This is a genomic window from Paraburkholderia monticola (genome assembly GCF_001580545.1).
In the GTDB taxonomy this organism is placed as follows: domain Bacteria; phylum Pseudomonadota; class Gammaproteobacteria; order Burkholderiales; family Burkholderiaceae; genus Paraburkholderia; species Paraburkholderia monticola.
Genome location: NZ_LRBG01000001.1, coordinates 119,675 through 134,814, shown reverse-complemented (window position 1 = coordinate 134,814; position 15,140 = coordinate 119,675). Strand labels below are relative to the sequence as shown.

At 56.2% G+C, this 15,140-nt stretch carries 8 protein-coding genes; 4 read left to right on the top strand and 4 right to left on the bottom strand.

Going from position 1 to position 15,140, the window contains the following annotated elements; translation table 11 throughout:
- Nucleotides 1-46 precede the first annotated feature (46 nt).
- The 4 genes from CI15_RS00630 (at nt 47) to CI15_RS00615 (ending at nt 5,380) form a co-directional block, all read left to right on the top strand.
- Nucleotides 47-940 (top strand): hypothetical protein, encoded by an 894-nt coding sequence (locus CI15_RS00630; protein ID WP_241495774.1) that lies wholly within the window; start codon nt 47-49, stop codon nt 938-940.
- Between the two features lie 23 nt (nt 941-963).
- On the top strand, nt 964-2,052 hold the full coding sequence (locus CI15_RS00625) for an MBL fold metallo-hydrolase (protein ID WP_161950030.1): 1,089 nt from the start codon (nt 964-966) through the stop codon (nt 2,050-2,052).
- A gap of 59 nt (nt 2,053-2,111) precedes the next feature.
- The gene (locus tag CI15_RS00620; protein ID WP_153041024.1) at nt 2,112-2,972 is read left to right on the top strand and encodes a ComEC/Rec2 family competence protein; all 861 of its coding nucleotides are present in this window, start codon (nt 2,112-2,114) and stop codon (nt 2,970-2,972) included.
- A 179-nt stretch (nt 2,973-3,151) separates the two neighbouring features.
- Complete coding sequence (locus CI15_RS00615; RefSeq protein WP_082814156.1) at nt 3,152-5,380, top strand: MBL fold metallo-hydrolase; 2,229 nt, start codon at nt 3,152-3,154, stop codon at nt 5,378-5,380.
- Nucleotides 5,381-5,476: 96 nt separating this feature from the next.
- Here CI15_RS00615 and CI15_RS00610 read toward each other — a convergent pair whose 3' ends face one another.
- The 4 genes from CI15_RS00610 to CI15_RS00595 form a co-directional block, all read right to left on the bottom strand.
- Nucleotides 5,477-7,726, bottom strand: a complete 2,250-nt coding sequence (locus CI15_RS00610) for a ThiF family adenylyltransferase (RefSeq protein ID WP_062123154.1) — start codon at nt 7,724-7,726, stop codon at nt 5,477-5,479.
- Nucleotides 7,719-8,891, bottom strand: coding sequence for a ComEC/Rec2 family competence protein (locus CI15_RS00605; protein ID WP_062123152.1), 1,173 nt, complete (start codon nt 8,889-8,891; stop codon nt 7,719-7,721). Before CI15_RS00605 ends, CI15_RS00610 begins: the two co-directional genes overlap by 8 nt.
- A gap of 253 nt (nt 8,892-9,144) precedes the next feature.
- The gene (locus CI15_RS00600) at nt 9,145-11,157 is read right to left on the bottom strand and encodes a restriction endonuclease (RefSeq protein WP_082814155.1); all 2,013 of its coding nucleotides are present in this window, start codon (nt 11,155-11,157) and stop codon (nt 9,145-9,147) included.
- 213 nt (nt 11,158-11,370) lie between these two features.
- The gene (locus tag CI15_RS00595; RefSeq protein ID WP_063910513.1) at nt 11,371-14,937 is read right to left on the bottom strand and encodes an SIR2 family NAD-dependent protein deacylase; all 3,567 of its coding nucleotides are present in this window, start codon (nt 14,935-14,937) and stop codon (nt 11,371-11,373) included.
- Nucleotides 14,938-15,140: the final 203 nt, after the last annotated feature.

Here is a 15,140-nt window from a genome sequence, read left to right as displayed (position 1 = left end):
TGCCTTATACTGGGCGCAAAACATCAGTCAAAAGACGTGCCACGCTATGAACCTGAACATGGTACTCGAACAGCTGCGCGATCCCTACCAGAAGCAAGCCCGGATTTTTCCTGGGCTGCTGACGGTGTTGCCGCTTCTCGTTCCCTTGCTCTGGATCTTCGGGCCCAAAAGTCCAGTCCTGACTGCCTTGGTCGGCCTCGTAGGTGGCTGCGGGGCAATCTATGCGCTTGCCAGTGTCGCTCGCGGGCGCGGCAAACGACTCGAGGAGAAACTCGTTAAAGGTTGGGGCGGGATGCCAACGACGCTGATTTTGCGACATGGCGATCGATTCCTGGACAGCGTCAGCAAGAAGCGCTACCACGATGCGATCAGAACGAAGCTCGGTATAACGGTCCCGACGCCTGAAGAGGAGGCGCGCGACCTTGTTGCCGCAGACGACGTCTATAAAGGCGCAACGTGTTTGCTGCGAGAGTTGACTCGTGGAAAGGCCAATGCGCTATTGCTCAAGGAGAATATTGCCTACGGTTTTCACCGCAACATGTTTGCCATGCGACCGGTCGGTGTGTTCACGTGTGTCTTGGGAATCCTGCTCGGACTTGTACTGAGCAAAGCGCTCCAGTTTCATCCTCTTGCTTTTGATGTATTGAATCTTGCGGCACCCGGCCCAAGCGGCGGCATAACACTGGTGGTCTCCATTGCATTGCTTTTTTTCTGGGCGCATTTCAACGAGGATCAAGTTAAGCGAATTGGGTACGTCTACGCCGAGCGCCTTTTTGAATCGTTGAATTCGCTGCCGGAGAAGGGCCAGTCCGTTTCCGGCGCCCGAGCGAAGAAGCGAGCCGATTCCGTGGTAGATGGAAAACCCGATGCGCCGAAAGCAAGAAGAACCAGATCCGCCAGTTCCGCAGGGAATGGCTCCAACGGGGAATCAGATAAGTGAAGTGCGAAATTGAATTTCTACCCGTGGGTGATGCAAGCCGCGCGGGCGATTGCATTGTTGTCCGTTACGGGGAAGAAGACAGCTACGAACTGATGGTCATTGACGGTGGGACAGTTGATAGCGGGAAAAATCTGGTCAGGCATCTTCGCACGCACTATGGCAATGATGTGACCGTCTCGCATGCGGTTTTGACTCATGCGGATGCAGATCATGCTTCTGGCATGCGCGAGCTATTTGCTGAGATCAGAGTGGAAAAGCTTTGGATGCATATTCCGTGGCGACTCGCCTCGGAAGCGAAGCACCTGTTCGCGAGCAAGAACTGGACAGAGGAAGGGCTCAAGAAGGCCATCAAGGATGAATACGACATCCTAAGCGAGATACTCCGCATGGCGTGGGATGCGGGTACCAAAGTCCATTACCCGTTCCAAGGCAGTCGAATCGGCCCGTTTACAGTGCTATCGCCAAGCAAGCGGCACTATCTCCATTTGCTACCGCAGTTCGACAAGACTCCGGATCCCGACAAGGAAGCAATTGAGAGAGCGGGATTTTGGCTGATTCAAGCGACGAACGATGCTCTGGGTAAAGCCCTCGAGGCCGCTGCCAGTGACACGCAAAGCTGGATTGAGGAAACCTGGCACGAGGAACACCTCCGGGATGGCGCGTGCACGTCAGCCAGCAATGAGAGCAGTGTCGTACTCTATGCCAACATTGCTGACGGCGGGAGATTCCTGCTGACTGGCGACGCGGGCGTGTGTGCGTTGTCATGGGCAGTCGAGTATGCCAAAGCGAACAGCTTTCCGCTACGAAGCTTCAGTTTCGTGCAGGTTCCTCATCATGGCAGTCGGAGCAATGTAGGGCCGGCCATCCTGAACGAACTGATCGGCCCTGTGCGACCGGAAGGGACTCGGACGTTTACCGCTTTCGTGTCGGCTCCGGTAGACGACAGCTCGCACCCGAGAAAGATGGTGCTCAATGCCTTCATTCGCCGTGGTGGCGGGGTCCATGCAACGCAGGGAAGCAAGCGGGTGCATCGGGGTGGATTTGCGTCGAAAAAGGGATATGGGGCAATCGAAGCGATCGGATTGAGTCCGCTCGTCGAGGAGTACGACTGACCGTTTGCCGCCTCTCCGATTGAGCGGTAACCATTCGAAACGATTCATGCGGAGGGAGCGTGGCAGGTCTTCCGGTTCATGACGGGTTACTCCAGGTCTTTGACGTCGAGCATGGAGCATGTGCGCTGTTAACGGTGCCGGCTCCCGGCGATGAATGCCGGCGCATGCTCATCGATTGCGGGCACAATTCGACGACGGGCTGGAACGTTGGCTCCCACCTGCGCAATCTCGGGGTCTCATACCTTGAGCAATTCGTCATCACCAACTATGACGAGGATCACGCCTCTGGGCATCCGTACCTCGCTCAGAATAGTGTCAACGTAGCCTGGATGCTAAGAAACCCGACGGTGAGTGCTCAGGTTGTCAAGACTTTGAAAACGGATGATGGGATGGGGAAGGGCATTGATTCGCTCGTGAGTGCCCTTGGTCACTTTACGCTGACGCCATCTCAGGTAGTCCCGCCGGAGTTTCCCAATGTGTTCATCGAGTGGTTCTGGAACCCGTACCCGTACTTCACTGACGAAAATAATCTGAGCCTCGTTCTGCATCTCAAGATTCACGGATTTTCATTTCTATTTCCGGGAGACCTGGAGTGCGCTGGATTCAGGCACATGCTGAAAACCAACCAACGATTTCGCGAAGTCGTGTGCGGTATACACATACTAGTCGCGTCGCATCATGGACGGGAGAACGGCATTTGTCCCGAAATGTTCGACGTATGGGGGTGCCGCCCGAGACTCGTCGTGATCTCTGATGACTACAAGCAGTACGACACACAGGAGACGGTGCAGTACTACGCGAGCAAGTGCAGCGGGATATCGGATTTCAGGCGTCCAGGCAATGTTCGGCGCGTTCTGACGACTCGCTACGATGGAGAGCTTATCTTTACCTTTGCGAGCGGCAACTGCTACGTTTCCTGATTGGACCACGAATGCGGTGGTAACTGGGAGCGGAACTTAGGCCGTAAGCCGCGCAAGAAGCAGGAGGTCGAAGCATGAATCGATGCGTGCGGGGCGTCCGCGCTGCCTGCATCGGCAAGGGAACATGCTTCGCCGTCGCTGCGCGGCATTGATCCTTGACACAAACAAAAGTCCCCTGAATGATCATGGCAAAAAGTGTAACCGACCGGAATCTCGCAGCTGGCGAACGCGTTCGCGTCTGCAGCTACAACGTGCGGCATGGAGACTGTACGTTGGTCGAATACGTCCGCGATGAGGCCGTTCAGTTTCGATTGCTCGTTGATGCGGGGGAGCGTTTGCCTCATGCATTGATCGCCCATCTTGCGGAAAATCCACGCAATGACGGGCGTCCGGATATCGACGTGGTGATGTTGAGCCATGTGGACAACGACCACCAAGGCGGCTTGCCGCAACTTCTTGAGGGAAAAATTACGATCGGTGAGTATCTCGGACCTTGTCTTCCGGCCTTTCGTCGTCTTGCATGGCTCTTTGCTGACCGGGTGCGCAATGCGGTCGAGCGGGTACAGGAATGGGAGAACGCTCTGCTAGCCGCGAAGGTGCCCGTTTCATATCCGTTCGAAGGCTATTCCTCAAGGTTTGTGAACGGTCGCGTGGTCCTTTCCATTCTATCGCCGGCGTCACGACTCATCGAAGCCTTGGCGCTGTCCGACGGCGAAGAACTGGGCAACCTTTTGATGCGAGCGCCATTACCGAGCGAATGGCTACTGGAAGCCGACCTGAGCGATGCCAGCGACGACGGCGACGACTTTGCATTCCTGCGCAGTATCTTTCGCACCGGATCGTCGGCTTCGCCCGACGATTTTGCTACCGGACTTCCCCGTCCAGGCCCGCTGGATGCAGATGCGGTCCGCAGCGCGAATACACACGAAAGCGCGCAGCGCCTCGACCCCGAGTTTTTCGGGAATCACGTTCTCAATGACACCTCACTCGTCGCTGTTCTGGACGTTCATCTTGGAGGCGCGCATCGAAAGAGGATTGTTCTTGCGGGAGATCAGGAAAACTGGTCCTACATTGCTGCGAAGCATCCTGTTGGCCTCGGGATAGACGTATTGAAAGCACCGCATCATGGAGGCAAGCTGTTCATTGAGGGACGTTCTGATGCCCAGAACGACGTATATGCTTGGCTGAGGCCTCGCAGCGTCATGGTAAGTGCCAGCGGTCGACACGGTCTTCCGGAACTCAACTTCCGGAACGTGGTTCGATCGATCGGAGCATCGCTCGTTTGTCCAAACGTACGTCGTGTGGAGACATTAGCCGGCGCGTTGCCTGCAGCTAGTGACAGCGATTCATGTTTTTCCGTCTTCCAGTGCGAGTCTTCTGTTGAGAAGCGGTCGGTCACAGTTCTGACATTGACGGGCAGCAATAGCACGGCGGACGCCTATGCGTGCGTTCAGGGGTTAGGCGATCAGGCTTTCACTCCTATCGTCGTTCTTAACCAGAACGTTACTTCGCCCAGTGAGTCGTTCGTCCGATGGACGCAGGGTGAGCTGGAAAAGCACAGCAACTGGATTGCGAAGCAGCTCAAGCAAAATCATAAGAACTTTCTTTCGAGGCTAACAAGCTCGACTAAGCCACAGCTCGCCAAACTGGACCATCGGCTTGAACGCTGGACAGACCTCGCGATTCTGGCACGCAAGGATGGTCGGCATGCCCTTGTAGCGGATCCGGGGCCGGTCTTGCGATTCGGTCGGCGCCACAGGAAGTTCTTTGTGGCGCAATCGGAGTGGCGCAATGGCCGCACGTCCGATATCTACCGGATGCCTTCGAAAGCCGATATCGACGACACGATACGATGGGTAAGAGGAATCCTAAAGATTTATGTCCATTCGAATCCTGCCCCTGAATCGGTGTACGCACGTGACGCAATAGCGGTGCTGACTTCGTGTGACTGGGACATGTTGGCGGCGTTCATTGCCCTGCGTACCGGGTTGCCAATGGACGTTATTCTCGAAGAGATCGTTCCACTTCTTGTTCCAATCTTCGCTGACGAGTTCACAGCTCAGCTGTGTTCCACATATTATGGACACTCAAGGTGGACCAAAGGCGCGGCGACAATATGTTTGCGCAGGGACAGCGAGGAGGAGGGGCAGTTGAATGTGGACGAGTGGTCTGACGACATAATATGCGAACGGTACGCAGAATGGACTGGGTCCCATTTCGAAAAGGTGCTCAAGATGGCTGAGCGCGATGCCCTCATGCTCAACCTCGCATACAGGCATAAGGGTCAATGGACCACGTACTCGCACATGCAAGGGTTTCTTGAAAAAAATCGGTACTCTGGGAAAAGTGAGTTTCCCGAGGCGTTCGTGGAGGCAATAAGCCTGACGCCATGGATCCCCGTCTGGTAGGACCGTGCACGTTGTCGGACGGTTCACCACGTTAGGCTCCGCCATGCGCTCCTTTCATGCTACCAAGAGAGCCGGGGGTAATACTGCCCAAAGCCTTTAGTCGTAGGCAATGGCTTGCAGAATACGGACGTCCTCCTCGCCGATAATCAGCTGGACGGCAGGAAGACCGTCGTCGAGCATGCCATGGGCGAGGTGTGCCAGCTGTACGAGATCTTCACGGCTGGGCGACGCCGAGCAACCGGGCGGATGGCTGTGCCATTCGCCGATGTATCCAACCACGCCATTGGTTCGTCGGTGCGCTTCGGCGACGGCATCTGCAACTCCTGCCGTGCCGCGCTTGAATGAAGTTGGCGTTGAGACGCTGTCGTGCGGCGCCGACAACCCGGCCACTACCACGGCGGCGCCGACGTTGAAGTCGTAGTATCCGAGCAGGATGCCACCTGTCTCATTTGGGAACGCATCCTTTCGAAGGGAGCGCAGTTCAGCTTCAACTCCGGTATCGACGTACAGCTTGAATTCGTCGAATATCAACTGACGCTCGGAGCACACGGGCACGTCGTATGCCTGCACGGAACCACGCTCGGGATCGCGTTGCCAGATCCGGATTTGGCTATCTTTGCGCGCAGATAGAAGAACGACCTGTTCCGCCAAGGTGCCTGCCTGTGTGGCAATGCGCCAGTACGGCATTGCGAGCGAGATGTCGCGACAGCTATTGCCGCTCCAGAACGTATCCGTGTTTGTTCCGAGGTGATCGCGACCCCAGTCGTTGTTAATTATTGCCCGGTAGTACTGTGCTTCAAGACTTCGCAGGCGCACTGCTCTGGCGGTATCTTCCATGAGAAGAACTGCACCGTTGCCATCTGGGGTGACAAAAGCCGAAGCATGGCGCGCAAACGCGTCAACTGAGCTCGCTGCACGCGGATAGTCGAGTGTCGTCGATACGTCTATGACCAGCTCGCTTGCCGAAAGCGCGGCAGAGAGGGCCTGGTTGCCGAAATCGAGAGCGTTGGCGTTTAACGGTGTGACTGAAGTCGCTTCACCCACGGCAGCACGGTGCAGCTTCGCTGCCACGTCCACCTTCTCATGACCAATGTGCTCATCGAGCGCTACGTGACGAGTCAGGTTATGCGGCTTCACATGGTCATTATCGATTACTGTCCACGTGCCCCAGCCGGCTCGGCCCCACAGATTGAGCATCGCGCTGCCGAGCGACCCCGCGCCGATTAATACAGCTTTCGGCCCGGCGCTATCGATGCCCGATTGACGGCGAAATTGATCCGCGTCGTTTTTCTGGAGAACTTCCATCGGCAATATGGCTTGCGTTCTCCAGATGCCTGTATCGGCACCTCCGCCCAGGTGCGGGGCGTAGGTCCCATTTGCGAAGGTGAGCAGGCCAATGCTCACTCCTAGATCGAGCACGCTGACGGGTATGAAGAAGGCACGGTGCCCCATCGCCTGCGGTTCGCCGCCTTCGACCCGACAGATTGGAATGTGAAGCAACAAGACCGTCGTTTCTTTATTGGCAGGCTTATTCTGCGCGCGACCTCCAACGCGATCGCGAACCATGTCCTTCAAAAGAGAGGCGAAATCGACCCCTCGCTGCTCGAGGATAGTATCGAGTGCGCCTAACGTGTCGGGGTCCCGTGTGATTGCGCCGTGGACGACTGGGGGCAATTCAATTTCGATGGGGGTAATGTTTCCCTGAGGCAGATCGGCCGCGACTGGTATGGGTACGAGTTCGCAAGTCAAGCCTTCGTCCGCGCGATTTGCTTTCTTGTTCAGCCCGAAGCGGTACTCGCCACTGTTGCGTAGCTCGTCGTAGTTCCTGGGCAGAACAAGCTCATAGTTGCTGGAGAAGAACAGATGCTCGACCGGCTGGTCGGCGGGGTGCAGCTCGTCTCGAGCGCTGCGCGCGAGCCACCACTGGATCCGGCGAAGAAATGCTTCCGGTGTCCAGGTGCGCAAGACGGAAACAGCTGACTCAAAGTATAGGCAAAGGCTCGCGGGGCCCTCGTAGTAGCCGTGGTTTTGATGCATGAGCACCGGGAAGTCCTTGCGCATGGCAAGAACTTCCACAAGGTCGGAAGGATTGTCGCTCACGCAAAGAGCGACGCGTTCCCGATACAGAATCCCATGCGGGTTATCTGGGGGTACTTCGTCGGTTTCGACGTCCACGACGAGGCAGTCGAGCTGATGCCCGTCCGTGCTGGTAGCGCGCAGCACCTTGATGAGCGAAAAGTCGCGGGAACGTTCGATTGCGCGAACCAGTGACTTTGCGCGCGGAATGGCGGGTTCTTCGTCAGCCTCCAGTTCAGAAAAACCCGGGAGTTCATGATATTCAGTCACACGCACCTGCGCGGGGCGGAGATGAGAGCACCAATGCAGGAGCACCGATTGATGTCGTTTTCTTCCAGCTAACGCCGCTCCGACCGATCTCAAAGACGAGCGGCTCGGGCTTGCGTGCATTGGGCTCTTCCATGGTAACCACGAATTTGCGGCCCCTTACTTCGCGCAGATACCGTTCGTAAGCCTTCCGGGCCTGGATGTGGGGCGGCTGAATTTGCGTGTAAGACTCTTTCACATCCGGAGTCGGTTTGCTGCTGCTCACAATATAGGCATCAGGTTTTCCCTGCCGGAGCAGATATTTGACAAGCTCTTTCGGCTCGGTTTCCGATTCCCCTTTCTTGCCGTCTTCAGTCAGCGCAAGATAACTGCAGTGGTGGGAAATGTTAAACAGGTTCCATCCGAGTCGATCCCCGCGCTTGTGATACAGCGTCGTGCGCACGATGTCTTCGAGGTCTTCAGCGCAGCTGTCACCGACCTGCAGAAAGTCGTAGCGCTGGCCGTCGGCATCAAAGCGGACGTTGAAGACCAGTGAAGCGGAATTGCGTATAACGTCGGAGCCGTCGTCGCAATGCTTGATGAAGGGCGAGTGGCAGAAGAACTCCACGTTGTCACTCGCAAGCGAGAACCCCGGGACGAGTGTGCCGGCGTCCACAAACAGATGGTCCCGGGCATCCGGGCGTTCGCCACGCTCCTTGAGTTTGGGCTCAAGCCATTCCCGGAGCGCCTCCGGTTTCGAAAAGACGAGGATGCCCTGTCCATTCAGCAACCGATGACGGGCCTCCTGGCGCAACAGCACGTACTCTTCCTTCTGGTGGTCGTTGTCGGCCTCTTCCAGCAACATCGCAGCAGGTACCCACAGGTCCTTGATCTTTATCCGGCCCGCGCCATGGTAGATTTTGGCATGCTGGAGCTCGAAGAATTCGGTGCTGCCCTGAATGTGATCGAGATCGGCGTGCGTAAAGGCCACTACGTCGAAATAGTCGCGGTCGGCGTCCTTGAGCTCCTTCTTCAGAGTCGCTTTCAGATCGATCTCCGGTGTGTCCAGATCCTCGGCATTGCCGCGATGGCAAAAGTCGAAAAGCACGCGGCGACCGTTGTCGAGTATCACCTGGGCAGTATCGCCATTGGCGACGCCATAGAACTTCACGAAATGCGTTGTTGTCACTGTGGCCTCTTCGTAGCGTGCTGGAGGGGCCTATCGATATCGGAAGCCCTCCTTGTTTTCACTATATGGGCTACTGGATAAAACGTCAACCACAAGATATTGTGGTCTCTGCGAGGCTATGTAATTTAATTGTAATGTTTGGGCGTAAAGGTTCCGTCACCCGCGAACCGGTCCCGCGAAACGGGCGACGGACGTGCGCGAGCCGGTTTCCCGCATGTCCGGCACATGGAATCGGATGTGGTCCAGGCTTGGTCTACGAAGAGGCTCGCAGCGAGAACGCCTGACACAGGAGATCCTCACGTACTCTGTTCGCGGCGGGCATCAGCAGGTCGACGGCAAAGTCGATATCGGATTGGGTGAGGCGCTCGGCGTTGCGCAGCAACTGGATCAGGCAACGAAGAGCATTATCGAGCCAAGCCACGAGGTCAAAGCGTTTTGAGGTGTCAGCAATGAGACCCGGAATTGCCCCGTCCAGCATGTCCGATCGAAGTGTCAGCTTCCCGGCGATGTATCGTCTTTCTCCTTCGCCGCCTAGGCTGAGGAACCGCAGGACGAGTTGCAAAACATTGGTGGTCGTTTCTCGCTTAACGGGTACGCCCGACTTGTCGAGGTAGAAATGCCCCTGAAGATGTGTGCAGAATTCGATCAGTTCAGATACGGTGCGTGGCGAATGGAAATCCCGTCGCGGCAGAATCGCGTGGGAGTCGATATGCAGCTCGAAGGGCTCGGCAGGAGGGTGACCCCGGGTCCGCCTTAACCAGCCTGTGCGGGTTTCAGGCGCTTGCGTCTGCTTCGCCCAGTCATTTGCCCAGCCCGCGAAGGTATCTACCAGCCACTCATGTGCATGCTCGACGTCCCAATATCCAGCGGGGCCGACCAAGCTGCTGTCACCGGGCGCAACCGTCGGCGGCTGCCAGATTAAGAGAAGACTGTCTTGTTCCCACTGTAAAGCGCTCTCACCGTCTGATACCGCTTTAAGCACGAGGTGATGCACTGATGCCGTGGTTTGCCTGCTGCTTGGATTATAGATTTTCAGCAGGCCTGCGCTGCGGTCGAAAATGTGTCTTGACGTGTCGCCCTTCTCGAAATCATGCGTATTTGCGAAATCCAGCATCGCTCTCCAGGTGTCACGACTGACGCGCGCCACCACAAAGCCTTGTTCATCGTGCGTCAAACGAGGAAACCGGAGAAAGCGCCAATATTTTTCAAGTTCATTGGCAGCTTGCAGGAAACCTTCCCACGCTTTGCAAAGAATCCAGTCCAGGTCCTCAACTTCTTCGGCGTTTAGCGTCAGCCGAACACCGTCAGCGGAAAGAACGTACCGTCCAGGCACGGAACTTTGCTGTGCGTACGGCCGCTCAGTGTGCTTCATCGTTGCCCATACTCGCCATTGAGCCCACGTGAGGAGTGTCTTCGCGCTAATTGCAAAACTGATTCCGCTCAGGTCCGCACGCGCAAACGTCAGGATTCCACCAAAATGGGCGAATCTCTCGCAGGGGAGGTTGACGTCCAGTCGGGTTGTCACCTGTTCAAGAGCAAGCTGATTCTCGAACTGCCCGACGAAGTGTTGTCTGAATTGCGACGGATACATTCCCGATGGTGACGCCGGGTCGCAGAATCGTCGCGCACACTCAGCTCCGAAAAATCGCGTGACGATTGCGGGCCGCGTGCGCAGCAAATCATTCAGACGAGCGAAATCCCACAGCTCTGCCTCAACGTTTGCGACGATAAGCCGGTTGTATGCGTTCGTCCAGGCATCCACTGCAGCTGTCTCTTCACCCAGCGTTGTCGTCGTACAAAATATGTATTTGCTTGTGGAGCTAGCCTTCGGACCACTCAGGAAATCGTTGACTGCATCTTCTATATTTCTGGCTGACAATCGCCGCACGCGCTTACACTGAGCGACGATGTGCTTCTGTGCACCGATACGGTATGCGACGATATCGATGCCGTACTGATCTTGCCCCGGTCGTCCGTACTGTACCGCCTGACGAACCTTCTCTTCACCTCCATCGTTGAGGATCTGTGCGCATAGCGCTTCAAAGCGTGGCCACGGGATATTGGCGAGAGGCAGTGAGGTAATCGGCAGATCGCCAACGATCACATCTACCAGCGCGGGTGGGCCGAGCAGGACATCCAGTGATATTTCAACTGCGGTTACGTGCTGTTCTCGTGCTTCAGGTCTCTTACGATTGCGCGATCTTGCTTCGCCGGGTTTTGCACGCCTTCGTTTTGCTTTAGGTGACGAGTCGATGATGAATGCCATATTCAGGTTGTTGGAAAGACAAGCGTGCGTCTTCAAGTCCCAGGAGGCTGCCCATGCACATCGTCTGTTGCGCCGAACTATACAGGTTTCGCCACTTATCGAGCCGGATACTGCGCGAACAACAGCATGACCGACTGACCCGAAATCACACGCCAGGATTTGACGTTGCTCGTGCTACTGTGCCTCCCCGGCTCACACTTCTGAAGTGTTTTGTCAATCGTCGTCGTTAGACTCTGCGAATCGCACCTCGGGCAGAGGATCGTCTCGCGCGGATTCCAGAATTTTGAGAAGGCCGTCGTTGGGCTTCTCGCTTCGCTTTAAGATATCCCGCGCCAGTCGGACACACGCGGCGCGAACGGACGATGCGCTAACCGCTTCACGGCTCCCATACTGTATGCTGGCATAGTCCCTCTCCTCAAACAGCACAGGGATGCTGTCAGTCAAAACCGCTATCTCTTGCGTGTCGAGCCAACCGTTGTTGTGCATCTGTCGCGCGGTCCACAGTAGTGCGGCCAAACCGGCGGACCTGCCGGAGGCGAGCACGTAGATCATATGGCGAACCAGATTCGTGCAGCTGTCTGGTCCGGCAATTTCTCGCCACGTCAGAAGAGCATGTGAGGCATAGGCGACAACATTGGCCTCGCGGTCGTGAAGTCCGTGCCGGATTTCGGCCTCGATTTTCTCTTTCAGATTCGCCGCGCATTGATAAAAGTATGTAAGCCCGATCAGGGCCGAAAATGCTCCGACCTCTGAGTAGAATGAGTAAAGGCGTTCGAAGCGCTCCTCGCTCAGGGCGTTGCTGTCGAGAGCCGGTACGATGGAGCGCGATAGCACCTGGCCAATGAGAACGCCGCGCTGTTTCCTGTCACGGCTGGCAAGCCCCAACTCGTCGCTGGTTACGGGTTCGGGGCGCCACTGAACGAGCTTGTCGAAATACGCCATTGCCTGCTTTGCAGTGGGACGTTCCCGTACGGCTTTGTCGATTGCCGCATTTGCAATTGCTGCGAGCAGCGCAGGCTCAAACAATCTATCGTCGGTAATTCCGAAGAGAGCGTGTCTGATGCGTGCCCCGGTAACGTCCGGGTTCGGTGATGGCAACTTTAGCAAGACGTATAGAGAAAGGCCGGTCGTCGGTAGGGACTCAGCTTCTGCGCCACCTGCCCAGATTGAACCGGCAATTTTCTGTAACTCTGCTTCCGAAAGAAAATTGTGCTCGACCAGAGGCAGGAGTCGCTCTAACGCGGGGTGGCTTGCCACGGAGCAGGGGGCGATACGCTCGATGATTTCATCGATCCGCCTGTCAAGCGCCGCATTGGAGGTTCTTTTCCCGGGAAAGGTGATAACGGGATTGGGCCATTCTTTGAATGACGGGCCATCGATCTCGGCGTGAAGCGGGAAAAGTAGGGCGTCCAGCAACAGGTCCCGGTGTCGTTCAGCAGGAACGCTGCCCAGAGTATATTCAACCAGATGCTCCAATACGTCGAATAGCCAGTGGTGGCGCAGTTCTTTTGTCTTGCCGAGCTCCATGGCTAGCCGGAATATCTCCATGGCGTCGGTGGGCGTCGCCCGAATTGATACGCGTGCCAGAACTTCGACAAGTACGCGCAAGCGCGAGATGGAATTTGTCCCACCCCGCTTCGTTACCTTGCTAACCCAATATCGCACAGCCTGTATGCACTGACGTCGGAGCTGCTCTGCTTCTGTCGAGGTGATGCAGGCCATTCGGATACGAGAGAAGGTTCTCTTTAGCGAATCCGACGTATCGCTGTTCGCAGCGCGGATCGAAAGCGGGATTCTGTAAATATCTTCGAGGTCGTCAAGGCGCGTCATCGTTGACGCAGGGTCAGCCAGAAATCCGATGCCATTCCACCGCAGCGGCATACCAGCGCTAAGCGACACGCCTTCAAGCAGAAGCAGGGGGTGAAGGTCCCGATTAATCGTAACGGCTCCCGAATTACCCCTGAACATGCCGGCCTCGAATGCCGCGTCTATTTGGTTTCTCTCGTTTTGCTCATCAAGCTCTTTGGCGATTCGTTCCTTTATGTTATCAACGACGTCTGCAGGACTACACTTTGCATCGTTGTAAATCGATGGAAAACGCTCGAACGGGATGCTGCTCTTTAACATCTGGGTTCCGCGAAGGAGCCAGTGAGCCCATGCCAGTCGCGAGAATACATAGATGGAGTTCTTGTCGTTCCTATGACGAGACAGCAATTCACTATAGGATTCGGCGAGTAGCTGTTCTCCCTCCTCAAATCGATCGACGTCGGCCAGGAGCGAAGCCTTTCTCATTTTCCATACGGGGTCTGTTGCAGCAATTTCGTCAGCAAATTTTTCGACTGAGGCGTAGTCAAGGCGATCGCGGGCAGCGATTGCGCGATGGAAGCTGAGCTCCAATGTGATCTCCGGCCAGTGCTTTGCGTTGGCCTGCAAGATTGCAGTGGTTTTTTCTTCCGTCGCCATCGATTCTTCGCCTTCATGCCAACGCGTATCTTTCAGCAGCTTGAGGGCGATCTCCATTTGCTGCCTTATCGTCAGCGCGTTTGGTTCGGCTGGGTCACATACCTTGAGCAGCTCTCTAACGAGCCAAGGCAAGATGACCTCGAATGTCACACTGCGACGCCATGCGATTTCATACAGAAGCCTCGCCCTGTCGTCGGCCTTGAGCTTCGCGATGTTGTGTATGTTTGGAAAAGGGTCAATGATTTGCGACCCGATCTGGGAACGCACAGATGACGGGCATACCAGCCATCCGGGATAGGACTTGCGATCTGCCTCAAGTGTGGGAAGTTGCTGTTTTAGCAACGACGCTCCGTACTCGGCGTCGCGAACGGCACGTGACGCATCGTCTGCAGTCAGCCCGGTCCGGCGAAGCTTGCTCGGCTCCCACTCCCACGTGGCTTTCGGTTTCAGTCGCTTTAATGCGTCTAGGAACAGTTCAGTTGCCTTGACATGCTGGATGTCCCGGTCGTCGTAATCATCAACGAGCTCCGCAAGGTCGATGGGCGCAATTTTGATGGACTCCAGATATTTGCGCTTTGCTGAAGTAAGCCTCAGCGGTCCTGCAAGGTATATGCGACGTACATGTGTTGTCAGCTGGTCGCGTACCCATCCTGCCCATTGCAGAAAGTTTGGGTCATCACCCGAGAATCCGAGCAGGCACAACTCGTTCTCGACAAACACTTGACGCGCGAAGTTGACGAAGGTTGCAGATCGCTCGGGGTACCTCCGGTAGTCCTCCTGCGTGAACACCAGCTCGTCGGTGATGTTGACCGTGCCATGCAGTTTCACTATCCGGGGTGAGCGCGCACTCGAAAGCTCCTCCTGACGACGAACGACACTGTAGACCTGTGTATGTACGTCTTGCGCCGCGCGTTCGAGCAATGTGTCCCAGTTGGTCGTCAATACCTCGGACCACGGCAGCTCAAGAAGGGACTTGTAGAGTGGGCCTGGCGTCCACCCAAGATCGTTGATTTCCTTCGTGATGAGGTCGTACAGGTTCTGCTTTCCGAAGTAGGCGGAATACACTTCCGCGAGACGGAGGGGATCCATGGCGGCGCTCTCTTTGAGTTCGCCGGCCAGAAGTCTCGAAAAGTCGCCCCAGAGCGAGAGTTTCTTGTCAGCATCCCCTGTCGTCGCGGCGCCCCGGCTGAAGCCGGCGCCAACCATAACGGCCGCGCCGTGGAATGCATTGTCAAGTTGCCACAGTGCCGACGCGAACTTCTTCAAGGCGGCGTAATCCGGCAGGTCTTCGATTGAATTGTTTGCTTCGTTGTTCATCTTGAGATGTTTGATGACATTCGGATCGTCTTGAGTATCGTGAACCCGGTATCGGTGGTGCTTGTCGCACCGAGTTGCTTGCCCGCAGGGCTACTGGCCAGTCGTTGAGATGACGGTCGCACGAGGTCAATGGGCTGGAAGGGGCTTGAGATTTTAGAGTGGGCTAGGGGGCCTGCTGGTTTCGCGATGGATAGGCGCACCCC